Annotated in this window: 20 protein-coding genes; 7 read left to right on the plus strand and 13 right to left on the minus strand. The window is 71.0% G+C overall.

From position 1 onward, the window contains the following. Positions 1-18 precede the first annotated feature (18 nt). Positions 19-981: a UDP-glucose 4-epimerase GalE gene (gene galE, locus ACFWR9_RS14475; RefSeq protein WP_383840822.1), complete on the minus strand. Its 963-nt coding sequence runs from the start codon at positions 979-981 to the stop codon at positions 19-21. Then, positions 978-2,039 (minus strand): galactose-1-phosphate uridylyltransferase, encoded by a 1,062-nt coding sequence (galT, locus tag ACFWR9_RS14480; RefSeq protein WP_383840825.1) that lies wholly within the window; start codon positions 2,037-2,039, stop codon positions 978-980. Before galT ends, galE begins: the two co-directional genes overlap by 4 nt. A gap of 177 nt (positions 2,040-2,216) precedes the next feature. On the opposite strand from galT, the gene ACFWR9_RS14485 reads away from it, so the two are divergent. Next, positions 2,217-3,896: a sodium:solute symporter family protein gene (locus ACFWR9_RS14485; protein WP_383840828.1), complete on the plus strand. Its 1,680-nt coding sequence runs from the start codon at positions 2,217-2,219 to the stop codon at positions 3,894-3,896. Positions 3,897-3,917: 21 nt separating this feature from the next. Continuing rightward, positions 3,918-4,226, plus strand: coding sequence for a hypothetical protein (locus tag ACFWR9_RS14490; protein WP_383840831.1), 309 nt, complete (start codon positions 3,918-3,920; stop codon positions 4,224-4,226). Between the two features lie 355 nt (positions 4,227-4,581). Here ACFWR9_RS14490 and ACFWR9_RS14495 read toward each other — a convergent pair whose 3' ends face one another. The 4 genes from ACFWR9_RS14495 to ACFWR9_RS14510 form a co-directional block, all read right to left on the minus strand. Next, on the minus strand, positions 4,582-5,256 hold the full coding sequence (locus tag ACFWR9_RS14495; protein ID WP_383840834.1) for a LuxR C-terminal-related transcriptional regulator: 675 nt from the start codon (positions 5,254-5,256) through the stop codon (positions 4,582-4,584). Positions 5,257-5,457: 201 nt separating this feature from the next. After that, positions 5,458-7,281, minus strand: a complete 1,824-nt coding sequence (locus ACFWR9_RS14500; RefSeq protein WP_383840837.1) for a PQQ-binding-like beta-propeller repeat protein — start codon at positions 7,279-7,281, stop codon at positions 5,458-5,460. A gap of 81 nt (positions 7,282-7,362) precedes the next feature. After that, complete coding sequence (locus ACFWR9_RS14505) at positions 7,363-9,159, minus strand: PQQ-binding-like beta-propeller repeat protein (protein ID WP_383840840.1); 1,797 nt, start codon at positions 9,157-9,159, stop codon at positions 7,363-7,365. A 259-nt stretch (positions 9,160-9,418) separates the two neighbouring features. Beyond that, complete coding sequence (locus ACFWR9_RS14510; RefSeq protein WP_383840843.1) at positions 9,419-11,233, minus strand: ABC-F family ATP-binding cassette domain-containing protein; 1,815 nt, start codon at positions 11,231-11,233, stop codon at positions 9,419-9,421. A gap of 156 nt (positions 11,234-11,389) precedes the next feature. Between ACFWR9_RS14510 and ACFWR9_RS14515 the strand changes: the two genes are divergently transcribed. Further along, entirely contained in the window at positions 11,390-11,980 is a 591-nt protein-coding gene (locus ACFWR9_RS14515) for a Uma2 family endonuclease (RefSeq protein ID WP_383840846.1), read from the plus strand. A 6-nt stretch (positions 11,981-11,986) separates the two neighbouring features. On the opposite strand, the gene ACFWR9_RS14520 is transcribed toward ACFWR9_RS14515, so the two are convergent. The 6 genes from ACFWR9_RS14520 to rsmI all read right to left on the minus strand — a co-directional run bounded on the left by ACFWR9_RS14520 (position 11,987) and on the right by rsmI (position 17,554). Further along, positions 11,987-12,883, minus strand: a complete 897-nt coding sequence (locus ACFWR9_RS14520; protein WP_383840849.1) for a 4-(cytidine 5'-diphospho)-2-C-methyl-D-erythritol kinase — start codon at positions 12,881-12,883, stop codon at positions 11,987-11,989. Between the two features lie 7 nt (positions 12,884-12,890). Beyond that, positions 12,891-13,751, minus strand: coding sequence for a 16S rRNA (adenine(1518)-N(6)/adenine(1519)-N(6))-dimethyltransferase RsmA (rsmA, locus tag ACFWR9_RS14525; protein ID WP_383840852.1), 861 nt, complete (start codon positions 13,749-13,751; stop codon positions 12,891-12,893). A 69-nt stretch (positions 13,752-13,820) separates the two neighbouring features. Further along, positions 13,821-15,086 (minus strand): ubiquitin-like domain-containing protein, encoded by a 1,266-nt coding sequence (locus ACFWR9_RS14530; protein ID WP_383840855.1) that lies wholly within the window; start codon positions 15,084-15,086, stop codon positions 13,821-13,823. Between the two features lie 99 nt (positions 15,087-15,185). After that, entirely contained in the window at positions 15,186-16,076 is an 891-nt protein-coding gene (locus ACFWR9_RS14535; protein ID WP_383840858.1) for a TatD family hydrolase, read from the minus strand. A gap of 41 nt (positions 16,077-16,117) precedes the next feature. After that, positions 16,118-16,549 carry a hypothetical protein gene (locus tag ACFWR9_RS14540; RefSeq protein ID WP_383840976.1) on the minus strand — a complete coding sequence of 144 codons (432 nt, stop codon included), beginning with the start codon at positions 16,547-16,549 and terminating at the stop codon, positions 16,118-16,120. 156 nt (positions 16,550-16,705) lie between these two features. Continuing rightward, on the minus strand, positions 16,706-17,554 hold the full coding sequence (rsmI, locus tag ACFWR9_RS14545; protein WP_383840861.1) for a 16S rRNA (cytidine(1402)-2'-O)-methyltransferase: 849 nt from the start codon (positions 17,552-17,554) through the stop codon (positions 16,706-16,708). Positions 17,555-17,658: 104 nt separating this feature from the next. Between rsmI and ACFWR9_RS14550 the strand changes: the two genes are divergently transcribed. The 4 genes from ACFWR9_RS14550 (at position 17,659) to ACFWR9_RS14565 (ending at position 24,136) form a co-directional block, all read left to right on the plus strand. Continuing rightward, positions 17,659-19,404 (plus strand): dolichyl-phosphate-mannose--protein mannosyltransferase, encoded by a 1,746-nt coding sequence (locus ACFWR9_RS14550; protein WP_383840864.1) that lies wholly within the window; start codon positions 17,659-17,661, stop codon positions 19,402-19,404. 328 nt (positions 19,405-19,732) lie between these two features. Continuing rightward, entirely contained in the window at positions 19,733-20,542 is an 810-nt protein-coding gene (locus ACFWR9_RS14555; RefSeq protein WP_383840866.1) for a BTAD domain-containing putative transcriptional regulator, read from the plus strand. A 176-nt stretch (positions 20,543-20,718) separates the two neighbouring features. Further along, complete coding sequence (locus ACFWR9_RS14560) at positions 20,719-22,353, plus strand: penicillin-binding transpeptidase domain-containing protein (protein WP_383840869.1); 1,635 nt, start codon at positions 20,719-20,721, stop codon at positions 22,351-22,353. A gap of 109 nt (positions 22,354-22,462) precedes the next feature. Then, a complete protein-coding gene (locus ACFWR9_RS14565) occupies positions 22,463-24,136 on the plus strand; it encodes a penicillin-binding transpeptidase domain-containing protein (RefSeq protein WP_383840872.1) in 1,674 nt (557 codons plus the stop codon). 30 nt (positions 24,137-24,166) lie between these two features. Here ACFWR9_RS14565 and ACFWR9_RS14570 read toward each other — a convergent pair whose 3' ends face one another. Then, positions 24,167-24,550, minus strand: coding sequence for an SsgA family sporulation/cell division regulator (locus tag ACFWR9_RS14570; protein ID WP_383840875.1), 384 nt, complete (start codon positions 24,548-24,550; stop codon positions 24,167-24,169). Positions 24,551-24,681: the final 131 nt, after the last annotated feature.

Raw genomic sequence — 24,681 nt, forward strand, 5'->3', positions numbered from 1 at the left:
CCGGTAACTCCGTAAGTACTAGCCCGCGTGGCGCTGCGCGAACTGCCACGCGTCCGCCACGATCCCCGCGAGGTCCGCGCGGGACGGGTTCCAGCCCAGTTTCTCGCGTGCGGTGTCCGCCGACGCCACCAGGACCGCCGGGTCGCCGCCCCGGCGGGGGGCCACGGCCTCGGGGATCGGGTGGCCGGTCACGCGGCGGACGGTCTCTACGACCTCGCGGACGGAGAACCCGTTGCCGTTCCCCAGATTGCAGATGAGGTGCTCACCGGGGGCGGCCGCCCCCACGGCGAGCAGATGGGCCTCGGCCAGGTCGGCGACGTGGATGTAGTCGCGTACGCAGGTGCCGTCCGGGGTCGGGTAGTCGTCGCCGAAGACGGAGATGGCCTCCCGGCGGCCCTGCGCCACCTGGAGGACGAGCGGGATCAGGTGCGACTCGGGGTCGTGGCGCTCGCCGTACTCCCCGTAGGCGCCCGCGACGTTGAAGTAGCGCAGCGAGACCGCGCCCAGCCCGTGGGCCGCCGCCTCACCCGAGATCATGTGGTCGACGGCGAGCTTGGAGGCGCCGTACGGGTTCGTGGGCTTCGTCGGCGCGGACTCGACGATCGGGACCTGTTCGGGCTCGCCGTACGTGGCGGCCGTGGAGGAGAAGACGAGCCGCCGCACGCCCGCGCCCCGCATGGCCGCCAGCAGGGCCATGGTGCCGCCGACGTTGTTGTCCCAGTACTTCTCGGGCTTCACGACCGACTCCCCCACCTGCGAGAAGGCGGCGAAGTGCAGCACACCGTCGAAGGTGGAGTCCAGCCATTTGGCGGCGTCGCGGATGTCCCCCTCGATGAAGGAGGCACCAGCCGGCACCCCCTCACGGAAGCCCGTCGAGAGGTTGTCGAGGACGACGGCCTCGTGCCCGGCCTCCACCAGATGCTGGGTGACGACGCTGCCGACGTAACCCGCACCGCCCGTCACCAGGTACTTCCCGCTCATGAACTCGCTACCTCTCGCAGTCGCTCGGCCGCGCGCTCCGGGGGCACGTCGTTGATGAACACGTTCATGCCGGACTCGGAGCCCGCGAGGAACTTCAGCTTGCCGGACGTACGGCGGATGGTGAAAAGCTCCAGGTGCAGCGCGAAGTCGTCGCGCGTCACGCCCTCGAACTCCTCCAGCTGCCCGAACGGGGCCTGGTGCCAGGCCGCGATGTAGGGCGTCGGAGGCTCGCCCTCACCGAAGATCCGGTCGAAGCGCCTCAACAGTTCCAGATAGACCTGGGGAAACTCTGTGCGCGCCGCCTCGTCGAGCCCGAGCAGGTCGGGCACCCGGCGCTTGGGGTAGAGGTGCACCTCGTACGGCCAGTGCGCCGCGTACGGCACGAAGGCCACCCACTCCTCACTCTCCAGGACGACCCGCTCACCGGCCAGTTCCTCCGCCAGGACGGCGTCGAACAGGTTGTCCCCGCCCGTCGCGTCCTTGTGCGCGGCGAGCGAACGGAGCATCAGCGCGGTGCGGGGCGTGGTGAAGGGGTAGGCGTAGATCTGCCCGTGCGGGTGACCCAGCGTCACGCCGATCTCGGCGCCCCGGTTCTCGAAGCAGAACACCTGCTCAACGGAGGGCAGATGGGACAGCTCGGAGGTGCGGTCCGTCCAGGCGTCGAGCACGAGCCGGGCCTGCTCCTCGCTCAGGTCGGCGAAGGAGGCGGAGTGGTCGGAGGTGAAGCAGACGACCTCGCAGCGCCCGGAGTCGCCGGCCAGCGAGGGGAAACGGTTCTCGAAGACCACCACGTCGTACGACGAGTCCGGGACCTCGCTCAGCCGCTCGCCCGCCGACGGACACAGTGGGCACTCGTCGGCCGGCGGGTGGTAGGTGCGGCCCTGGCGGTGCGAGGCGACGGCGATCGAATCGCCGAGCAGGGGATCACGGCGGACCTCGGAGGTGGTGACGGTCCGCTCCAGCGGGCGGTGGTCCACCGCGTCGCGCACGGTGTCGTCACGCAGGTCGTAGTAGACCAGCTCACGGCCGTCGGCCAGCCGGGTCGAGGTCTTCTTCACTGCCGCACTCCTCTGCACCCACCAATCACCCAACACAATCAAACATAACACATCACAACCCACCACTCCACGCCGCTCATCACAATCAAACAAAGAACATCACCAGAAGTGTTCAATTACTGAACGCGGAGGCGTAGGTTCCGCTCCGGATCAGTTCGCGAACGAAGCGAGTGCTTAATGCAAACCCCCACATACCTAGCAGCAGAACTTCGGCTCCCCACCAACTGGCTCGACTACACGATCCTCGGGATCTACTTCGTCGTCGTCCTGGGCATCGGCTTCGCCGCCCGCCGTTCGGTCAAGACCAGCCTGGACTTCTTCCTGTCCGGCCGCTCGCTGCCCGCCTGGGTCACCGGCCTCGCGTTCGTCGCGGCCAACCTGGGCGCCACCGAGATCCTGGGCATGGCAGCCAACAGTGCCCAGTACGGCGTCTACACGACCCACTGGTACTGGATCGGCGCCATCCCGGCGATGGTCTTCCTCGGCCTGGTGATGATGCCGTTCTACTACGGCTCGAAGGTCCGGTCGGTCCCGGAGTTCCTCCTCCTCCGCTTCGACAAGGCCTCCCACCTGCTCAGCTCGATCCTGTTCGCCGTGGCGGCCATCCTGATCGCCGGCGTGAACCTCTACGCCCTCGCGATCGTCGTCGAGGCCCTCCTGGGCTGGCCGGAGTGGGTGGCCATCGTGGTGGCCGGCTTCTTCGTCCTGGCGTACATCACCCTGGGCGGTCTGTCCTCGGCCATCTACAACGAGGTCCTCCAGTTCTTCGTGATCCTGGCCGGCCTCATCCCGATCACCATCCTGGGCCTGAAGAAGGTCGGCGGCTGGGACGGCCTGTCCGACTCCCTCTCCCAGTCACGGGGCTCGGACTTCATGACGGCCTGGGGCGGAACGGGCATCGGCAGCGACAACCCACTGGGCGCCAACTGGCTGACCATCGTCCTCGGCCTCGGCTTCGTCCTGTCCTTCGGCTACTGGACGACGAACTTCGCCGAGGTGCAGCGCGCCCTGTCGGCGAAGAACCTCTCGGCGGCCCAGCGCACGCCCCTCATCGCCGCCTTCCCGAAGATCTTCATCGTCTTCGTGGTGATGATCCCGGGCCTGGTCGCCGCGGTCCTGGTCCCGAAGATCGGCACGCCCGGCTCGGACCTCCAGTACAACGACGCGATCCCGTACCTGATGCAGCAGTTGCTGCCCAACGGCGTCCTCGGCATCGCGGTGACCGGCCTCCTGGCCGCCTTCATGGCGGGCATGGCGGCGAACATCTCCTCCTTCAACACGGTCTTCACGACCGACATCTGGGGGAAGTACGTCGTGAAGGGCCGCGAGGACGCGTACTACGTGCGCTTCGGCCGCCTGATCACCGTGATCGGCGTCCTGGCGTCGATCGGCACGGCCTTCCTGGCCTCGTCCTTCTCCAACATCATGAGCTACCTCCAGACGCTCTTCTCCTTCTTCAACGTGCCGATGTTCGTGGTCTTCATCATCGGCATGTTCTGGAAGCGCGCGTCGATGAAGTCCGGCTTCTGGGGCCTGATCGCGGGCACGACCGCCGCGATGGTGAACTACTTCGTCATCTACAAGCAGGGCATCATCGACATCCCCTCCGACCAGGGCGCCAACTTCGTCTCCGCGATCGCGGGCTTCGTGGCCGGCGCCGTGGTCATGGTCGCGGTGTCCCTGTTCACGGCCCCGAAGCCGGTCAGCGAGCTGCAGGGCCTGGTCTACGGCACGACCTCGCCCGGCATGACCGAGCCACCCGCGAAGGGCGACGACGCGTGGTACCGCAAGCCGGCGCTGCTGGGCTGGGGCGCGGTCATCCTGGCCGCCGCCTGCTACATCCCGTTCTCGTTCTGATCGCGGGAGGATTGAGAGAGCATGTCTGATTCCTACTCCGACAAGAACGTCCAGGACGAGGTCTCCGAGCTGGAGACCAAGTCCGTCACGGCCGCGCGGCTGTTCGACATCCGGCGGATCATCGGCGGGCTGTTCGTGGTCTACGGCGTCATCGTGATGATCGCGGGCTTCGTGGCGTCCGACGACGAGATCGACAAGGCGCAGGGGGTGAACATCAACCTCTGGACAGGGCTGGGGATGCTGATCCTCGGCATCTTCTTCCTGGCCTGGCTGAAACTCCGCCCCACGGCTCCGCCGCCGCCTCCGCTGGAGGACACCCCCGAGGAGTGACGCCACCTTTTTGACGCCGGGGTGGTCAGGGCCCCGGCGTCCACTCGCCACGCGGCGCGGGTGCGGGCCGGGGCTGGGTAACGCGACCAGGCGCTGGCCGGTTGCCGCCGCGCCCACCACATCTGCCCGCGGTTTCGGCGGACCGGCGGATAGCCGCGAACGGCGAGAAGGGGTCGTGTCGGGGGGTGTCCGCCCGCAGCGGTTGGCGCGTCAACACAGAGCACTTCTGTGGCCGACCGATTCCGCGCCGTTCCGAGGACGGACACCCCCCGGCGCGGCCCCGACCCACAGCGCAACGCACCGCGCTACGCGCACCCCCACCGAAGCAGCCACAGGCCGCCGCAGGCACCCCCACTCAACCACCGGAGGTACTCGCCCGGTCCAGCAGCCCCGTCCGAGCCGCCAACGCCGCCGCCTCCAACCGCGACCCGACCCCCAGCTTCATCAGCACCCGCTGCACATGCGTACGCGCCGTGGACGGCGCTATTCCCATCCCCGCCGCGATCAGGCGCGTGTCCTCGCCGTCGGCGACCCGGACCAGGACCTCCACCTCCCTCGGCGTGAGCATCTGCAACAGCCGCGCACCCTCGTCATCGGGCTGCGCCGCCGGATTCAGCAGGTCCCCGAACGCCCCCTGCAACAGCGCCGGCGCCACCGCCGTCTCCCCGGCCCGGGCCTTCATGATCGCCCGCTCCACACCCTCTATGCGCTCGTCGTGCCGGACGTACCCCGACGCCCCCGCCGCGAACGCCGCCGCGATCCCGCGAGGGCTCGGCACCGGCCCCAGCACCAGCACCGCCACCTGCGGACGCTCCCGCTTGATCCGCACCACCGGATCGAAGATCCCCGCCTCGGCCGGCGTCGCCGTCCCGAGCAGGCACACCTCCGGCGCCCGGCTGATCACCAGCTCCGCCGCACCCGCGGCCGGCGCCGCCGCGGCCAGCACCCGGTGCCCCCGCAGCTTCAGCGCCGAGGCCAGCGCCTCGGCGAGCAATCGGTGATCGTCGACCACCATGAGCCGTACTCCCATAGAGCAACCCCCCAGTCACCCAGACCCCCGGCATGCCCCCGGAAGCTACACGCTAGCTCGATCTCGCGCTGCCCCTACCGGCGATAATCGCTCCGGATCACCGAATCCCACCCCAATACGCCCCCCACGAAACGGCCCCGCCCCCGCGAGAAGCGGGAACGGGGCCGACGGGCAACGAAGGGCACGCACAGCGCCGCGGGCTCAGCCGCTGGTACCGAACCCGATCGCCAGGTACTCCTTCTCGTCCGCGCTGGTCGGCTCGCTGGCGAACACCTGCGACATGTACAGGTGCCCCTGCGAGTAGAGGATCTCGGAGTACTCCGGCGACATGCTGGTCTCGACGTCCCGCACCGCCTCGGTCGCCGGGTTCTCCAGCAGCTTGGTCTGCTTGAACGTCCCGCCGTCGATGCTGACGATCTGGCCGCCCTTGTCGTACGGCGGCCGCTTGTAGGCGATCACGTTGCCGCCGTCCATGCGCAGCGGAGTGATCGTGTAGTCCTCGCCGGCGTCCGCCCGCTGCCCCGTCTGCTTCCCGGTGGCCAGGTCGAAGGCGACGACCTCGTTGGTCTGGCTGTAGGACTCGCCGCTGCCCTCGTGCTCCTCGGTCGGGATGTAGAGCCGGTTCGCACCGACCGCGAGCCCCGTGCAGTTCTCGATCTTGGTGATCGTGTCGCAGCGGGCCGCGAACTGCTCGCCGGGGACCGAGATGCGGGTGAGCAGCTTGCCGGTCTTGTTGTCGATGGAGAAGAAGTCCGAGATGCCGCTGCCGTCACCGGCGGAGTCACCGACGTCGGCGGCCACGACCAGCGGGTCCGTGGACACGACGCCCGCGTACTCGATGCCCTTGGCCATCTTGTACTCGGAGATCACCTTCCCGCTCTTCGGGTCGATGGTCTGGATGTTCAGCTGCCGGGCGTCGTACGACCCGCACTTGCGCACCGCGACCAGCTTGTCGCCGCCGCCGTACCCGGCGTCGTAGCAGGAGTCGGTCGTCTTCGGGGACCAGAGGACGTCGCCCTTGGCGATGTCGAAGCCGACGCCGCCCTCGGTGCTGCCGGCCGCGACGGTGTCGCCGCTGATCGTGACGTTGTTGAAGTTGATCGGCTGGTCACCCGCGGTCTTCGTCCACACCTTCTTGCCGGCGTCCAGGTCGAGGACGGCGACCTGGGTGCAGCCGTGCGAGGGCTCGGCCTTGGTCGGCATGGCGGGCTGGTGGACGACGACCGTCTTGTTGTCGTCGGTGACGTGCTGACTGGCCGCGCAGACCGGACCGGCGAGCTTGATCGACCACTGCTTGCTGCCCTTTTCGGGGTCGTACCCGACGACCTCGGCGATGCCGCTCTTGGCGTACACCTTGTCGGTGAGCCAGGAGCCGGAGACGACGACGCTGCTGTCGTCCTTGCTCACCGCGGGCGCCGGGACCTGGAAGAGCACCTTGGCGGCGGGGTCGGAGGGAACCTTCTCCGTGCCGGCGGAGGACTCGCCGCCGTCGCCGCCCTTCTCGTCCGTGCCGCCCTTTCCACCGGTGCCCCCGCTGGAGCTGGCGGTGTCGTCCTTGCCGCCGTCGTCGGAGGACTTGGCGTACCAGAGGCCGCCGCCGATGATCAGCGCGATCGCGACGACGGCCGACACGATGATCGCCAGCTGCGCGTTGATCTTCCGTCCGCCGCCCGGCCCGCCGGGCTGGGGCTGCATCGGCGCGGTCGCCTGCGGATAGCCGTACCCGGGCTGCCCGGGCTGCCCCGGCTGCCCGTACGCCGGCGTCGGCTGCCCGTACGGCCCCGGCTGCCCCGGCTGCTGACCGGGGTAGCCGTACCCCGGCTGGGGCTGTGGCGGAGTCTGCGGATACCCGTACCCCGGCTGCTGCGGCGGCGGCCCCGCCGGCGGAGTGGGCGGAGCCGCGGGCGCCTGCGGCGGGGTCTGCGGGTAGCCGTACCCCGGCTCGGGAGACTTCCCGAAGCCGGGCGAACCCCCCGAAGGCGGCGTGGGCGGCTGATTGGGCGGCGGGGGCGGCGGCTGGCTCATGGCGTGACTACCTCGGGGAAGCGGGGACGACGGGGACGACGGGGACGACGGGGAAAGAGGCGGAGAAGGCGGCGAAGAAGGTCACTTGCCGTAGGCGAGCATCAACTTCTCCTTCGACTCGTCGTTTCCGGTCAGGCGGGTGCTGGAGATGTAGAACCGCCCGTCGACCCAGTCGACGTCCTTGGAGTAGAAGCTGTTCTCGATGTCCGCGACGCCCTGCGGGTTCTGCAGCAGCTTGGCCGGCTCGTGGCCGCTGCCGCCGGTCGCGATGGAGACGACCTGGCCGCCCGCGTCGTAGGACGGCTGGACGTACGCGATGAGCTGGTCGCCCTCGACCTTCATCGGCATCATCGACTCGTCCGCGGGGGACTTCGCGCGCCACTTCTCCTTGCCGGTGGCGAGGTTGATCGCGACGATCTCGTTGGCGCCGCTGGTCGCCTCGGTCGGCAGGTAGAGGGTGTTGTCGGCGACCGCGACGCCGGAGCAGCCCTGGAGGTCGCGTTCGAGGATGGCCCAGCCGCACTCGGGGGCGAAGTCCTCGTCGACGCCGACCTGTTCGAGGACCTTGCCGCCGGAGGTGAAGGTGGAGATGTTCCAGACCTTCTTGTCCTCGTTGGTGGCGTAGACGACCAGCGGGTCGACGGAGTAGGCGCGGGCGACCCGCCAGCCCTTGTCGTACTTGTAGGTCCACAGGACCTTGCCGGTCTTCGGGTCGAGTCCCTGGATCTCGTCGTGCTCGTTGTTGCCGCCGGCGCCGCAGGAGGCGACCTGGACGAGCTTCTTCGCGCTGCCGGCGAATCCGGCGGGGAAGCAGGCGTCGCCGTACCTCTTCTTCTCGTACAGCTTCTTGCCGCTGGTGACGTCGTAGGCGGTGCCGGACTGGGAGCGGCCGACCATCAGGGTCGTGCCGCTGACGGAGAGTTCGACGGAGAGCGTGGAGTCGAACAGCTCGCCGTCGGCGACGTCCTCGGTCCAGCCCTTCGCACCGGTGGCGAGGTCGATCTCCTGGAGCTTGTTGCACTTGGCGCGGTCGCTGGAACCGCTCATGTAGGCGACGATGATCTTGTCGTCGGCCGTCTTCTCCGGGGTGACCGCGCAGATCTTCTCCGGGAAGGCGATCGGGTCCCAGGCGGGCTTGCCGTCGCCGACGTTGTAGGCGAAGACCTGCTTGTACGCCGCCTTCACCGCGGCCTTGTCGGTGATCCACATGCCGTCGGCGTCGGCGCCGGAACCGGGGGCGTCGGGCGCCTCCTTGTACCAGAGCACCTTGGACTCGCCGGCCTGGCGGCCCTCGTTGAGGTTCTCGGGGTCCTCACCGCCGTCACCGCTGCCGTCGCCGGGGTTGAGCGGGGCGCCGCCGGTGCCGGAGGGCTTCGGGTCGTCGCTCTTGCCGGCCACCGGCTTCTTGTCCTTCTCGTCGCCGCTGTTGGCGGTCACCGCCCACACGCTGCCGCCGATGACCAGCAGGGCCGCGACCGCGGCGCCGACGACGAGGGCGGGCTTGCCCTTGAAGGGGTTGCGGGAGCCGGAGCCGCCGGGCGGCGGGGTGCCGGGGCCGCCCGGGTACTGCGGCTGCGGGTAGCCGTAGCCGGGCTGCTGGCCGTACGGACCCGGCTGCTGGGCCTGGGCGTAGGGGCCGGAGTTGTACGGCCCGGGCTGCCCGTACGGACCCGGCTGGCCGGGCGGCTGCTGCTGCTGCTGCGGGTAGCCGTACCCCGGCTGGGGCGGCGGGCCGGACGGCGGGCCCTGCGGGGGCGGCGGCGTCTGGGGCGGCCCCTGCGGGGGCGGCGGGGTCGGCGCCCCGAAGCCTCCCGGTGGCGGATCCTGCGGTGCTCCGAAGCCACCCGGCTGCGGCGGCTGGTTGGGCGGCTGGCTCATCAGCGCGTTCCCCCTTATGACTCACTGATTTTTAGCCACGGCCCGGGGTACGCGCTGCCCCCGGGGCCGTATCAGGCGATCGTCCGGACTGTCGCGGACAGTCCTCCGAGACACTCCTCGGACGGCCTTTCTATCACCCGCGGCCGACAGCCCACCGGGCCGCGTCCGCCCCTGTTCCCAAGGGAGAACCGGCCTGTGATGCCACTGTTACGCGCCTTCACGCCCTCTTCACGCCACCCGCGCCCCCTACGCGCAGGGTCTAGGCGTCCTCGGCCAGTTCCAGCCAGCGTGTCTCCAGGTCCTCGCGCTGCCCGGCCAGTTCGCGCAGCTCGGCGTCCAGTTCGGCCACCTTCGCGAAGTCCGTGGCGTTCTCGGCGATCTGCGCGTGCAGCTTGGTCTCCTTCTCGGAGGCCTTGTCGAGCTGCCGCTCGATCTTCTGGAGCTCCTTCTTGGCGGCGCGCACGTCGGCGGCGCTCTTCTCGGGCACGTCGGCGGCCGGCTTGCGCACCGGGGCGGGAACGGCCGCCGCGGCCGCCTCCTCCATGCGCCGACGCCGCTCCAGGTACTCGTCGATGCCGCGCGGCAGCATCCGGAGCGCGCCGTCGCCGAGCAGGGCGAAGACCCGGTCGGTGGTCCGCTCGACGAAGAACCGGTCGTGGGAGATGACGATCATCGACCCGGGCCAGCCGTCGAGCACGTCCTCCAGCTGGGTCAGGGTCTCGATGTCGAGGTCGTTGGTGGGCTCGTCGAGGAAGAGGACGTTGGGCTCGTCCATGAGGAGGCGGAGCAGCTGGAGCCGCCGCCGCTCACCGCCGGAGAGGTCGCCGACCGGCGTCCACTGCTTCTCCTTGCCGAAGCCGAACGTCTCGCACAGCTGCCCGGCGGTCATCTCGCGGCCCTTGCCGAGGTCGACGCGCTCGCGGACGCGCTGCACGGCCTCCAGCACCCGCAAGGTGGGGTCGAGTTCGGCGACCTCCTGGGAGAGGTAGGCCAGCTTGACCGTCCGGCCGACGCGGACCCGTCCGCTCACCGGCTGCTCCTCGCCGTCGCTGCGGGCGGCGTCCCTGAGGGCGCGCAGCAGGGAGGTCTTGCCGGCGCCGTTGACGCCGACCAGGCCGATGCGGTCGCCGGGGCCGAGTTGCCAGGTGACGTGCTTGAGCAGCACCTTGGGGCCGGCCTGGACGGTCACGTCCTCCAGGTCGAACACGGTCTTGCCGAGCCGGGACGACGCGAACTTCATCAGCTCGCTGCTGTCCCGGGGCGGCGGCACGTCGGCGATCAGCTCGTTGGCGGCCTCGACGCGGAAGCGGGGCTTGGAGGTGCGGGCGGGGGCGCCGCGCCGCAGCCAGGCCAGCTCCTTGCGGACCAGGTTCTGCCGCTTGGTCTCCTCGGTGGCGGCGATGCGCTCGCGCTCGGCGCGGGCGAAGACGTAGTCGGAGTAGCCGCCCTCGTACTCGAAGACGTCGCCGCGCTGCACGTCCCACATACGGGTGCAGACCTGGTCGAGGAACCACCGGTCGTGCGTCACGCAGACGAGCGCGGACCGGCGCTCGCGCAGGTGCCGGGCGAGCCAGGCGATGCCCTCGACGTCGAGGTGGTTGGTGGGCTCGTCGAGGACGACGAGGTCCTGCTCCTCGATGAGCAGCTTGGCGAGCGCGATCCGGCGCCGCTCGCCGCCGGAGAGCGGTCCGATGACGGTGTCGAGCCCCTTCGGGAAGCCCGGCATGTCCAGCCCGCCGAACAGACCGGTCAGCACGTCGCGGATCTTGGCGTTGCCGGCCCACTCGTGGTCGGCCAGGTCGCCGATGACCTCGTGCCGGACCGTGGCCTCGGGGTCCAGGGAGTCGTGCTGGGTGAGCACCCCGGTCCGCAGGCCGCCGGAGTGGGTGACGCGGCCGGTGTCGGGCTCTTCCAGCCTGGCCAGCATCCGGATCATGGTCGTCTTGCCGTCGCCGTTGCGGCCGACGACACCGATGCGGTCCCCTTCGGAGACGCCGAGGGACACGCCGTCGAGCAGGGCACGGGTGCCGTACACCTTGCTGACGTTCTCGACATTGACCAGATTGACGGCCATTTCTCTCCTGCCTGGGGGATCGATCAGCCTTCCAGCGTAGGCCCTCCGGGGGGTGGGGTGACGCGGGCGGGGGTCGTCACTCTTTGTGGTGACGTGTGTCGTATCCCCCGGTTACCTTTGAGGGCAGGCAGCAGGATCCCGTCCATGGGAGGAACCATGACCGCCGAGTCCGTCGAGCAGCCGCGTTGGCCAGTGCCACCGACGGACGGTTACACCGTGGACGACCTGTTCACACTGCCCGATCTCCCGCGACACACCGAGTTGATCGACGGGAGCCTGATTTTCGTGAGTCCGCAGCGCTGGTTTCATTTCACGGCGATCGACCTGCTGGTCAGCGGCCTGCGCAGCACGATTCCGTCGCATCTCAAAGTCGCCCGTGAGATGACCGTCGTATTGGACCGGCGCAACGGTCCGGAGCCGGACATCTCCATCATCAAGGCAGAGGCGAGACGAGGTCCGCTCCAGACGCGCTTCGAGGGCGACGAAGTCGTGATGGCAGTCGAGGTGATCTCACCGGAATCCGAGTCCCGTGACCGGCACACCAAGCCCCACAAGTACGCCGCGGCGGGGATTCGCCACTTCTGGTTGGTCGACATGGTCAGCCCGGACAGCCGCCCTGTGATCCAGGTGTACGAGCTGGGAGAGACCACTGGAACCTACGCGCTGACCGGCATTCATCACGACCGGATCAAGGTCGACGTCCCATACCCGGTCGACATCGACCTCACCGCCATCGACGAACTCTGAGGCCCCTCAAACCACCGTCGCCCCCGCCACCGCCCCCACAGCCGTACGCACGTCCCGGCAGGTCCCCGACGCCCGCAGTACCCCGGCGATGTCGGACGCGGAGCCGGCGTCCGGGGCGAGGAAGGCCGTGGTCGGGCCCGAGCCCGAGACGAGCGCCACCAGGGCGCCCGCCGCGCGGCCCGCCGCGAGGGTGTCGCCCAGTTCCGGATGGAGGGAGAGCGCCGCGGGCTGGAGGTCGTTGGAGACGGCGACGGCGAGTGCCGTGGGGTCGCCCTTGGTGAGGGCGTCGAGCACGGCCTGGTCGGCGACCGGCTCCGGGATGTCCAGGCCCTCCGCCAAGCGGTCGAACTCGCGGAAGACGGCCGGCGTCGACAGCCCCCGCCCGGCCAGCGCGAACACCCAGTGGAACTCGCCGCCGACCTCCAGCTCGGTCAGCTTCTCGCCCCGCCCGGTGCCCAGCGCCGCGCCGCCGACCAGGCTGAACGGCACGTCGCTGCCCAGCTCGGCGCAGATGGCGAGCAGTTCGTCGCGGGAGGCGCCGGTGCCCCAGAGGGCGTCGCAGGCGATCAGCGCGCCCGCGCCGTCGGCGCTGCCACCGGCCATGCCGCCGGCGACGGGGATGTCCTTGGCGATGTGCAGGTGCACGTCGGGTTCGCGGCCGTACCGCTCGGCGAGGGCCAGCGCGGCGCGGGCGGCGAGGTTGGTGCGGTCCAGGGGCACCTCGCCGGCGTCGGGGCCCTCGCAGGTGACGCGGAGCCCGTCGGCGGCCGGGGTCGCGGTGACCTCGTCGTACAGGGAGACGGCGAGGAAGACGTTGGCCAGGTCGTGGAAGCCGTCGGGGCGGGCGGCGCCGACCGCGAGCTGGACGTTGACCTTGGCGGGGACGCGGACCGTCACGCTCACTTGCTCGTCACTCCTTGTGTTCGGCGATACGCGCGAACTCTTCCACGGTCAGGGCCTCTCCGCGCGCCTGCGGCGACACGCCTGCGGCGACGAGCGCGGCCTCGGCGGCGGCGGCGGACCCCGCCCAGCCGGCGAGGGCGGCCCGCAGGGTCTTGCGGCGCTGGGCGAACGCGGCGTCGACGACGGCGAAGACCGCGCGCTTGGAGGCGGTGGTCTTCAGCGGCTCGGTCCGCCGGACGAGTGACACCAGCCCGCTGTCCACGTTCGGGGCGGGCCAGAAGACGCTGCGGCCGATGGCGCCGGCCCGGCGGACCTCCGCGTACCAGTTGGCCTTCACGGACGGCACTCCGTACACCTTGTTGCCGGGTCCGGCGGCGAGGCGGTCGGCGACCTCGGCCTGGACCATGACGAGGGTGCGCTCGATGGTAGGGAAGGTGTCGAGCATGTGGAGGAGGACGGGCACGGCCACGTTGTACGGCAGGTTGGCGACCAGCGCGGTCGGGGCGGGGCCCGGCAGCCCGGTCACGTGCATGGCGTCGGCGTGGACGAGCGCGAACCGGTCGGCGCGCTCCGGCATGCGGGCGGCGACGGTGTCGGGCAGGGCGCCGGCGAGTACGTCGTCGATCTCGACGGCGGTGACCCGGTCGGCGGCCTCCAGCAGGGCCAGGGTGAGCGAGCCGAGACCCGGTCCCACCTCGACCACCACGTCGTCGGGGCGGACCTCGGCGGTGCGGACGATACGGCGGACGGTGTTGGCGTCGATGACGAAGTTCTGGCCGCGCTGCTTGGTGGGGCGTACGCCGAGGGCCGCCGCGAGTTCGCGGACGTCGGCGGGACCCAGAAGGGCGTCGGGGGTGGGGCTGCTCACCCCGCAAGGGTATCCGGGGTCGAGGGCGGCCCCGCCGGGGTCGTGCGGCGGGGCCGGGGGACGTGCCCGTCAGCCCCCCAGCCGGGCCCCGCAGTGCGGCCAGGAACCGGCGCCGGTGCGGACGTACAGCTGCTTCGCCCGGTACGTCTGCTCCGCGGCGGTCGCGTCCTGCGGGCGGCCCTCGCCGCCGACGCTCTGCCAGGTGTGGGTGTCGAACTGGTAGAGGCCCCCGTACGTGCCCGAGGGGTCGACGGCGTCCGGGCGGCCGCCCGACTCGCAGGCGGCGAGGCCCTGCCAGTTCAGGTGGTCGGCGCCCCGCACGGACGTGGGGCGGGGGCGGGTGCCGACCAGGGTGATCTGCGCGCGGGGTTCGCGCACCAGCTCGGTGCTGAGCCGGCGGGGCTTCTGCCGGACGCCGTTGACGGTGCGCAGGGCGTAGGTGGTGCGGCGCAGTCCGGGCTGTCCGGCCTGCTGGACGACCTCCGTGCCCCGGTAGAGCGAGGAGTCCTCCGCCCGTCGTACGTCGAAGGGGACCGGGTCCTCGCGGACCTCCTGGGAGCCGGTGATCCGCAGCACGGTGAGGGTCTGGCCGTCGCGGGGGAAGCCGGTCGCGGGGACGGAGGTGGTGTCCTCGCCGCGCAGGGTGACCCCGGCCGCCTCGACCGCCTCGCGCACGGTCGCGGCGTTGGTGCGGACGGTGCGGGCCCGGCCGTCCGCCATGACGGTCACCACCCGCTCGGTCCGCACGGTCAGGGCGAGGCCCTCGCGGCCGATGCGCCGGGAGCCCTCGGTGGACAGGTAGGCGCCCTCCGCCCGGACGCCGAGCTGCCGCAGCGCCCCGTCCACCGTCTCCGCGGTCGTCCACACCTGGCGGCGATGGCCGTCGAGGGTGAGCAGGACGGGCCGCCCGTAGCGGACGGCGATGTCCTCGCCGCTGGTCAGCGGGGTGCCGGGGGCCGGCACGATCACGTCGTGGGCGCCCACCTCGACGCCCTCCTGCGCGAGCAGCTCGGTCACGTCGTCGGCGAAGGTGTGCAGCGTGCGCGGCGTTCCGTCGACGGTCAGCTCGACCGCCTTGTCCTTGGCGACGAAGGCGGTGGTGCCGCCCGCGAGGAAGGCCACGACCAGCGCGCGGGGCAGCAGCCGGCGCAGGGAGCCGTCCGCGCGTCCGGCCTCCCGCGCCCGGCGCCGGCGCTCGGCCCGCCCGTCGCCCGGCGTGCGGGCCGACGGGAGGACGGCGCCGTAGGGCAGGGTCGGCGCGCTGTGCACGTCGTACGGTGCGAGGTACTCGGGTCCCTCGGACACCTCGGTTGTCTCGAACTGCGTTCTGCTCACGCCGACACGCTCCAGGGGTCCGGATCGGGCCCCCAGAACCTAGCGGAGCGGTCGTCACTCTCCAAAGCGACGCGACTACACAGCGTGGCGCGCCGCTGGTCAGTAGCCGAAGGCGCGGCCCGTGTTCGCCGCCAGGGCGGTAGCCAGGGTGTCCTCGTCGACGCCCCGCACCCCGGCCATCGCCCGCACCGTGACCGGCACCAGGTAGGGGGCGTTCGGGCGCCCCCGGTAGGGCATCGGGGTCAGGAACGGCGCGTCGGTCTCCACCAGGACCAGCTCCAGGGGGACGACCGCGAGGGCGTCGCGCAGGTTCTGGGCGTTCTTGAAGGTGATGTTGCCGGCGAAGGACATGTAGTACCCGGCTCGGGCGCAGATCCCGGCCATCTCGGCGTCGCCGGAGTAGCAGTGGAAGACGGTGCGCTCGGGGGCGCCCTCCTCCTTGAGGACGCGCAGGACGTCGGCGTGGGCGTCGCGGTCGTGGATGACGAGGGTCTTGCCGTGCCGCTTGGCGATCTCGATGTGGGCGCGGAAGGACCGCTCCTGCGCCTCCTTGCCCTCGGGGCCGGTGCGGAAGTAGTCCAGGCCGGTCTCCCCGACGCCCTTGACCTGCGGCAGCGCGGCCAGCCGGTCGATCTCCGCGAGGGCGTCGTCGAGCGCCGCGTCCCCTCCCGGCTGCCGCGCCCCCTGCCTCGACCAGCCGTCGGGGTCGCCGTGGACGATGCGCGGTGCCTCGTTGGGGTGCAGGGCGACGGTGGCGTGCACGGCGTCGTGCGCCGCCGCGGTCTCGGCCGCCCAGCGGGAGCCGGCCAGGTCGCAGCCGACCTGCACGACCGTCGTGACGCCGGCCGACGCGGCCTTGGCGAGCGCCTCCTCCACCGTGCCGGACTGCATGTCGAGGTGGGTGTGCGAGTCGGCGACCGGCACCCGGAGGGGCTCGGGGAGCGGGGGCGTGTCGTTCTTGTCGGAGCGGCCCGAGGCGTTCGAAGACATGCCCCGATCCTACGAAAGCCCCCGCCGGCTCCCCGAGGGCGTCAGCTCGCCCTGCGGTGGAGGTGGAGAGCGTGCAGCAGGTCGCTCAGGTGCCAGTGCCGGCGTTCGGCGGCGAGCCCCGCCGCTCCCGGTCCCGGCGCCTTGGGCACCGGCGGCACCTCCAGGGGGCCGGCGGCCGGCACCCGGTGCAGGCCGTGCCCGGTGCCGCGCACCGAGGCGACCCGCCCGGGACGCATGATCCGTACGACGTGGTTGTCGCAGTTGACGCAGGTCGGCCGGGTCAGCGGGGAGGGCACGACGCGGCCGTCCGCGACGTAGCGCACGTACTCGTTGCCGCCGGCGTCCTTGTGGTGCTCGATCTCGAAGGACTGCTCCCAGCCGTGCCCGCAGCGCATGCAGGCGAAGGAGTACGACTCGTGGACGACGGCGGTGGCCCCGGAGGGTATTCCGGTCCGTGCCGCGCTCTCACTCATGCTCATCCCGGCTCCTTCGGTTCGTTCGCCGTTCCTTCCTCCAGTGGACTCCTCCACCAGCCGGAAAGCACCAGGCAGTGCCGAGTGTTTGAGCCGATTTGGGCTGCCCTTGGCGGAACGGCCCGCAAGGTCAGGAACGGGTCAAGCGCGGCCGGATCACGCCCCCGCGTTCTTCGCCGCCACCACCGCGTCGAACACCTCCCGCTTGGGCACGCCCACCTGGGCGGCCACCGCGGCGATCGCCTCCTTGCGCCGCTCCCCCGCCTCCTCGCGCACCCGCACCCGGCGCACCAGCTCCTCGGCGTCCAGTTCCTCGGGCCCCCGGTCCGGGGCGCCCTCGACGACGACGGTGATCTCGCCGCGCACGCCCTCGGCGGCCCACGCGGCCAGCTCGCCCAGCCCGCCGCGTCTGACCTCCTCGTAGGTCTTGGTCAGCTCGCGGCACACGGCGGCCCGCCGGTCGGTTCCGAAGGCCTCGGCCATGGCGGCGAGGGTGTCGTCCAGGCGGTGCGGCGCCTCGAAGTAGACGAGGGTCCGGCGCTCCTCCGCCACCTCACGCAGCCGGGTCAGTCGCTCGCCCGCCTTGCGGGGCAGGAAGCCCTCGAAGCAGAACCGGTCGACCGGCAGCCCGGACAGCGCGAGCGCGGTGAGCACGGCGGACGGGCCGGGCACGGCGGTGACCCGGACGTCCCGCTCGACGGCGGCGGCGACCAGCCGGTAGCCGGGGTCGGACACCGACGGCATCCCGGCATCGGTCACCAGCAGCACGCGCGCGCCGCCCGCCAGCTCCTCGACCAGCTCGGGGGTGCGGGCGGACTCGTTGCCCTCGAAGTACGACACGACGCGTCCGCGCGGGGTGACGCCGAGCGCCTGGGTGAGCCGGCGCAGCCGCCGGGTGTCCTCGGCGGCGACCACGTCGGCGCCGGCCAGTTCCTCGGCGAGCCGCGGCGGGGCGTCCCGGACGTCGCCGATGGGGGTGCCCGCCAGTACAAGGGTTCCAGTCACGCCTCCATCCTCCCAGGGGCGGACGGGCTTCCTTCCGCGGGACGCATCGGGCCGGTGGGGGCCATGCGCGGGACGCGCACAGCGCGGTTCCCTACGATGGCGCGGTGACCAGTACCGCGTCCTCCACGGACACCCGGCAGGACCAGGCACCGCACGACGAGCGGCCCGTCTGGCAGCAGCGGCTGCGCCGCTTCGGCTACCCGGCGGGGCCCGCGGCCGGCGACGTCGGCGACCGGCTGGTGCCGCCGTACACCGGCCCCGGTCCGCGGCTGTGGGCCTTCCTCGGCCTGTCGAAGCCGCTCACCGGCCGGATCCTGCGCTGGTCGGCGTGGGGCGGGCCGCTGCTGGTGGCGCTCTTCGCGGGCGTGCTGCGGTTCTGGAACCTGGGCAGCCCGAAGGCGGTGATATTCGACGAGACGTACTACGCCAAGGACGCGTGGGCGCTGATCCACCGCGGCTTCGAGGTCAACTGGGACAAGAACGCCAACGACCTGATCCTGAACTCGGGCGGCGACGTCCCGATCCCGGCGGACGCGGCGTACGTCGTGCATCCGCCGGTCGGCAAGTACATCATCGGCCTGGGCGAGGTGCTGTTCGGCTTCGACCCGTTCGGCTGGCGTTTCATGACGGCGCTGCTCGGCACGCTGTCGGTGCTGCTGCTGTGCCGCATCGGACGGCGGCTGTTCCGCTCGACCTTCCTCGGGTGCCTGGCGGGCGCGCTGATGGCGGTGGACGGGCTGCACTTCGTGATGAGCCGCACCGCGCTGCTGGACAGCGTGCTGATGTTCTTCGTGCTGGCGGCCTTCGGCTGCCTGGTCGTCGACCGCGACCGGGCCCGCGGGAAGCTCGCCGCCGCGCTGCCGGTGGACGAGGACGGCCTGGTCCGGCCGGACGCGGGCATCGCCGAGACGTTCCGCTTCGGGTGGCGGCCGTGGCGGCTGGCGGCGGGGCTGATGCTGGGTCTGGCCGCGGCCACCAAGTGGAACGGCCTGTACATCATGGCCGCCTTCTGTGTGATGGCGGTGCTGTGGGACGTCGGCACCCGTCGGGTCGCGGGCGCCCACCGGCCGCATCTGGCGGTGCTGAAGTACGACCTGGGCTGGGCGTTCCTGTCGACGGTGCCGGTCGCGCTCGCCACGTACGTGCTGTCCTGGCTGGGCTGGATCCTCTCCCCCGCCGACGGCTCCGGCGGCTACTACCGCGACTGGGCGGCGACCGACGGCAAGGACAGCTCCTGGTCGTGGCTCTTCCCGGACTGGTGGCGCAGCCTGTGGCACTACGAGACGCAGGTCCTCGACTTCCACACCCACCTCACCTCGCCGCACACCTACCAGTCGAACCCCTGGAGCTGGCTGGTCCTCGGCCGCCCGGTCTCCTACTTCTACGAGTCGCCGTCCCCCGGCTCCGACGGCTGCCCGGTCGACGCGGGCGAGAAGTGCGCCCGCGAGGTCCTGGCGCTCGGCACGCCGCTGCTGTGGTGGGTGGGCTGCTTCGCGCTGCTGTACGTCCTGTGGCGCTGGGCCTTCCGCCGCGACTGGCGCGCGGGCGCCGTCGCCTGCGGCATCGCGGCCGGCTATCTGCCCTGGTTCCTCTACCAGGAGCGCACGATCTTCCTCTTCTACGCCGTCGTCTTCCTGCCCTTCCTGTGCCTGGCGGTGGCGATGCTGCTGGGGGCGATCATCGGCCGCCCGGGCTGCGGCGACGCCCGCCGCGTCGCGGGCGCGACCGGGGCGGGCGTACTGGTGCTGCTGATCGCCTGGAACTTCATCTACTTCTGGCCCCTGTACACCGGCACGGCGATCCCGATGGACGACTGGCGGGCGCGGATGTGGCTCGACACCTGGGTCTAGCCGGAGCGGTGCGAATTCGCCTTGGAGTTCCGACCACCAGAGGCGGCGAATTCTCGTCGGCTAAAATAGCACCTTTTCAGTTCACCCCACACCGGAATTTGATACGCGAAAACCGAGATAGCGGATATTCCAGAGCTGAGATATCCTTCGACGGCGCATGCTCGGCCGCAGACGAGATCCGATTTTCAACAAGCATGCACAATTCGACAAGCGTGGACAGTCACAGCAGGATGGGTCCGTAGGGCAGTAGAACGCAAGCCTCTGGGCGACGACAGCGCGGTCGGCGGACGAGCAGCCATGGCCGACCCGCCTAAGCGTAAAGGCAGCTATGACGGCACGTGATCTCGATTCCTCGACCCTGACCATGAGGACCGGGCCCTCCGTACACATCAGCCTCCTCGGCGGTTTTGACCTCACGGTCAACGATGCTCCAGTGGCGGCCCCGGTGGGCTCGAAACGGCTTCTCGCATTCGTAGCGCTTAATTTCCGCACTTCCGCCCCACGGAGCCTGATCGCCGGAAACTTCTGGCCCGAGGTCCCCGAGCACTGTGCGTACACGAACCTGCGGGCGGCGTTGTCACGGCTCGGCAGCACGGGCAGGAAGGCGCTGGATGTGTCCCCCACCGAGGTCCGGCTCGCGCGGAACGTCACCGTGGACCTGTACCGCGCGCGGTCATTGGCTCAGCGGCTTCTCACCCCCCACGTCCCGGCGGAGGCTCTTCACGTGACGGCGTCGACCGTCGACGAACTCTCCGCGGACCTGTTGCCCGGCTGGTACGACGAATGGGCACTCCAGGAGGGTGAGAACTGGCGCCAATTGCGCCTGCACGCTCTTGAGGCGCTGACGAACGCCTTCATCGACACCAAGGAGTTCGCCGGAGCGGTATCGGCTGCCCAAGTGGCCGTTCAGGCAGATCCTCTGCGAGAGAGCAGCCAGGCCTCTCTCATCCGGGCCTACCTGGCCGAGGGCAATGCGTCCAAGGCCGTGCACCATTTCGAACGGTACGCGCAGCGCCTCGGCGACGAGCTGGGACTGTGCCCTACGAAGCGTCTGCACCAACTCGTCGCCGGCGTACGACGGACACGCAGTGCCAACGGGTCACCGCGGCGACAGGCAGTCCACGACCGCCTGGTCTGACACGGACGCCCCGTTCTGTCCGCAGTCCGGTTCAGACGACTGATCTCCGTTCGGCCAACAAATGGGTACGTCCGTGCCGCGTGTCGTTCCGTGCGCTTAGAGTGAGCCCCACGATCGGCTTTTCTGAACACGTTCACAAGACGTGGCGGGAGGCCCCATGGGGAGGGGATGGCCCAATGGGCAAGGGGGTGAAGGTCGCTGTCATAGGCGGCGTGTTCGCCGTGATGGTGGGCGGGGCCGGGTACGGCGCCTACAACGTCGTGTCGGCACTGGACGGCGGTGGGGGCTCGGGGGCCGCCGGGGCGACGACCAGGAAGAGCGGGCCGCCGAGCGGCGACGAGGTCGGGGAGACGGCGGAGAAGTTCTTCGCGGCCTGGGAGAAGGGGGACGCGACGGCGGCGGCGTCGTACACGAACAACGCCGCGGTCGCCGGGACGCTGCTGACGGCCTACGGCGAGGACGCGCACATCACCGGCGTCGAGATCACGCCCGGCACCGCGACCGGCTCGTCCGTGCCGTTCACCGTGAAGGCGGAGGTGTCGTACGAGGGCGCGTCCAAGCCGCTGACGTACAGGAGCCGGCTGACGGTGGTGCGCGGTGAGACCTCCGGGCGCGCGCTGGTCGACTGGCAGCCGTCCGTCGTCCATCCCGAGCTGAAGGACGGCGACACCCTGGTCACCGAGGAGTCGGCGACCGCGCAGATCCAGGCCGTCGGCCGTGACGGCGCCGTACTGACGAAGGAGAAGTACCCCTCGCTCGGCCCCGTCCTCGCCACGCTCCGGGAGAGGTACGGCGACAAGGCGGGCGGCACCCCCGGCGTCGAGCTGGTGGTCCGGCACACCGCCGAAGGCGCCCCCGACACACCGCTGCTGACCCTGGCCGAGGGCGAGCCCGGCAAGCTGGAGACGACGCTCAGCGCGAGCGTGCAGGCGGCGGCCGAGAAGGCGGTGCAGCGGTACGGCGAGTCCTCGGTGGTGGCGGTCGAGCCGAGCACCGGCGAGGTACTGGCCGTGGCGAACAACCGCGCGGACGGCTTCAACGCGGCCTTCCAGGGACGGGTCGCCCCCGGCTCCACCATGAAGATCATCACCGCCGCGATGCTCATCGACAACGGTGTGACCTCGATGAACGGCCCTGCACCCTGCCCGGACACGGCGACCTGGCAGAGCCAGACCTTCAAGAACCTCACCGGCATGAAGGCCGACGAGGGCGCCACCCTCGCCAACACCTTCACGCGGTCCTGCAACACGGGCTTCATCAAGCTCGTCGACGAGGACCCGCTCTCGGACTCCTCACTGACCCAGGAGGCCCAGGAGCGCTTCGGGCTCGGCGGGGACGACTGGCAGACCGGCGTCGTCTCCTTCGACGGCAGAGTCCCCGCCTCCGGCGGCCCGGACCGCGCGGCCAACGCCATCGGGCAGGGCGAGGTCCAGATGAACCCGCTGAACATGGCCTCGGTGACGGCGACCGCCATGACCGGCGAGTTCCGCCAGCCCTACCTGGTCTCCCGCGACCTGGACGACCGCGAGTTCGCCACCGCCAAGGGCCTGCCGGAGGGCACCGCCGCCCAGCTCAAGCAGATGATGCGGCTCACCGCCACCCAGGGCACCGGCCAGCAGGCCATGGCCGGTCTCGGCGGCGACATCGGCGCCAAGACCGGGTCGGCCGAGGTCGACGGGCAGACCACCTCGAACAGTTGGTTCACCGGTTTCCGCAACGATGTCGCGGCGGCGGCGATGACCGAGGAGGGCGGCCACGGCGGCGACGCGGCCGGCCCGATTGTCGCGGACGTGCTACGGGCGGGGGGCTGAGCCGGACCGGCCACCACGCATGCCCCTACTGTGGTCGGGTCGTTGGAAGCATGAGGCAACGAGGGCACCGAGCGGCCCGGGATCCGGGCGCCGAAGAGGACGGGACGCAGTGAGCAGCAGAAGGGGCGCCGGCGAGCGGCGCAGGACGACACCGGCCGTGATCGGCGGGGTGGCCGCGGTGGTCGTGGCCGGTGCCGGATTCGGCGCCTACGCGATGTTCGGCGGGGAGTCCGGCACCGAGGACGACGCCAGGACGAAGTCCACGGCGGCCGAGGACAAGGTGAAGTCGGGCCCCCTGACGGCGGCCGAGGTCACCTCGACGGCACAGGGGTTCCTGACCGCGTGGCGGAAGGGCGACACGGCCGGTGCCGCCGCCGCGACCGACGACGCGGCGGCCGCGAAGGCCCTGCTCACCGGCTACGCCAAGGACGCCCGGATCAAGGACGTCACCCTCACCGCGGGCACCCCGGCCGGCGGCAAGGTCCCGTTCTCCGTGAAGGCCACGGTCGCCCACGGGAAGACCACCGCGCCACTGGCGTACGACAGCGCGCTGACCGTCGTGCGCCGGGCCGGCGACGGCGAACCCCGCGTCGACTGGCACGCCGCCGTCGTCCACCCGGAGCTGAAGGACGGCGACAAGCTGGTCACCGGTGAGGCCGGGGACCCGCCGGTGAAGGCACTGGACCGGGACGGCGCCGAGATCACCGCCGCGAAGTATCCCTCGCTCGGCACCGTCCTGAACGGCCTGCGCGAGAAGTACGGCGAGAAGGCCGGCGGCACCCCCGGCATCGAACTCCGCGTGGTCCGCGGCAAGGAGTCGAAGGCGGCGAAGGCCGCCGACAAGACCCTGCTGGAGCTGAGCAAGGGCACCCCGGGCACCCTCAAGACCACCCTGGACCCCGCCCTCCAGGCCGCCGCCGAGAAGCAGGTGGACGGCAAGGAGCGGGCGTCGGTGGTCCTGCTGCGCGCCTCCACCGGCGAGGTCCTCGCGCTCGCCAACGGCGGCCACGGCTTCAACACCGCCTTCCAGGGCTCCCTCGCCCCCGGCTCCACGATGAAGGTCATCACGGCCTCGATGCTGATCGAGAAGAACCTGGCGTCGATGGACGAGAAGCACCCGTGCCCGAAGTACTTCAGCTACGGCGGCTGGAAGTTCCAGAACGACGACAAGTTCGAGATCAAGGACGGCACGTTCAAGGCGAGCTTCGCCCGCTCCTGCAACACCGCCTTCATCAGCCAGGCCCCGAAGCTGAAGGACGACGACCTGACCCGCCAGGCGAAGGAGGTGTTCGGCCTGTCGATGAACAACTGGTCCGTCGGCGTGTCCACCTTCGACGGCTCGGTCCCGGTGCAGAGCGACGCCCAGATGGGCGCCTCCCTGATCGGTCAGGGCGGGGTGCGGATGAACCCGCTGAACATGGCGTCGGTCTCGGCGACCGTGAAGTCGGGCAGCTTCCACCAGCCCTACCTGGTCGCCCCGTCGGTCGACGGGCGGGCGCTCGCCACGGCCTCCCGCACCATGTCGGCGGGCACGCTGGCGCAGTTGCGCGAGCTGATGTCCTACACGGCGGCGTCCGGCACCGCGGCGGAGGCGATGGCCGGGGTGAGCGGTGACGTCGGCGCGAAGACCGGCTCGGCGGAGGTCGACGGCCAGAAGAAGCCCAACGGCTGGTTCACCGCGTACCGGGGCGACCTGGCGGCGGCGGGCGTGGTCCAGCAGGGCGGCCACGGCAGCGAGACCGCGGGACCGATCGTCGCGGCGCTGCTCAAGGCGGGCGGCTGACCGGCGCGTTCCCCTCGCGCGGCCGGTGGCTCAGTGGGCCACCGGCTGTGCGGCGGCGATGTAGGTGCGGCGCAGGAACCGGATGAGCGTCCTCGTCTCGAACTGAACCACCGAGCAGCCCTGCGGGGAGTGGAACTCCACGACGGCCTGCACCCGTCCGCACGGCCACACCCGCACCTCGCCGGTCCCCGTGGGCGCCCGCAGGCCCTGCTCCAGCAGGGCCCGGGAGAACGTCCACTCACGGGCGGGGGCGGCGGCGCCGGGCGCGCGGGCGGGTACGCGGACCCGCACCGACGGCGGATCGTCCCCGGGGTCGTACCGCAGCACGACGGATACGGCCCCGCCGTCGTCACCGTCGGGAAGATCCGCGTCGGTCAGGATGTGGGCTCGCGCGTACTGTTCGACCATGGACATGACGGCCCCTTACCCTGCGCCACCTGTCAAGAACCTGTGCGTCCGCCCCCACTCCAATGTCGCACATTTCCCGGTGCGCGCCCGGCGGGCCGGATATCACAGGTGAGATACGCAAGCACCTCGCTGTTGCG

The sequence above is a fragment of the Streptomyces sp. NPDC058534 genome, from assembly GCF_042717365.1.
In the GTDB taxonomy this organism is placed as follows: Bacteria; Actinomycetota; Actinomycetes; order Streptomycetales; family Streptomycetaceae; genus Streptomyces.

Excerpts from the sequence above, each read along its gene's own strand:
- ACFWR9_RS14555 (WP_383840866.1), top strand. The coding sequence starts at position 19,733 with ATGACGGCACGTGATCTCGATTCCTCGACCCTGACCATGAGGACCGGG.
- ACFWR9_RS14570 (WP_383840875.1), bottom strand. The coding sequence starts at position 24,550 with ATGTCCATGGTCGAACAGTACGCGCGAGCCCACATCCTGACCGACGCG.
- ACFWR9_RS14495 (WP_383840834.1), bottom strand. The coding sequence starts at position 5,256 with ATGGGAGTACGGCTCATGGTGGTCGACGATCACCGATTGCTCGCCGAG.
- ACFWR9_RS14515 (WP_383840846.1), top strand. The coding sequence starts at position 11,390 with ATGACCGCCGAGTCCGTCGAGCAGCCGCGTTGGCCAGTGCCACCGACG.
- ACFWR9_RS14540 (WP_383840976.1), bottom strand. The coding sequence starts at position 16,549 with ATGAGTGAGAGCGCGGCACGGACCGGAATACCCTCCGGGGCCACCGCC.
- ACFWR9_RS14510 (WP_383840843.1), bottom strand. The coding sequence starts at position 11,233 with ATGGCCGTCAATCTGGTCAATGTCGAGAACGTCAGCAAGGTGTACGGC.
- ACFWR9_RS14490 (WP_383840831.1), top strand. The coding sequence starts at position 3,918 with ATGTCTGATTCCTACTCCGACAAGAACGTCCAGGACGAGGTCTCCGAG.
- ACFWR9_RS14485 (WP_383840828.1), top strand. The coding sequence starts at position 2,217 with ATGCAAACCCCCACATACCTAGCAGCAGAACTTCGGCTCCCCACCAAC.
- ACFWR9_RS14505 (WP_383840840.1), bottom strand. The coding sequence starts at position 9,159 with ATGAGCCAGCCGCCCAACCAGCCGCCGCAGCCGGGTGGCTTCGGAGCA.
- galE (WP_383840822.1), bottom strand. The coding sequence starts at position 981 with ATGAGCGGGAAGTACCTGGTGACGGGCGGTGCGGGTTACGTCGGCAGC.
- ACFWR9_RS14500 (WP_383840837.1), bottom strand. The coding sequence starts at position 7,281 with ATGAGCCAGCCGCCGCCCCCGCCGCCCAATCAGCCGCCCACGCCGCCT.
- ACFWR9_RS14535 (WP_383840858.1), bottom strand. The coding sequence starts at position 16,076 with ATGTCTTCGAACGCCTCGGGCCGCTCCGACAAGAACGACACGCCCCCG.
- ACFWR9_RS14560 (WP_383840869.1), top strand. The coding sequence starts at position 20,719 with ATGGGCAAGGGGGTGAAGGTCGCTGTCATAGGCGGCGTGTTCGCCGTG.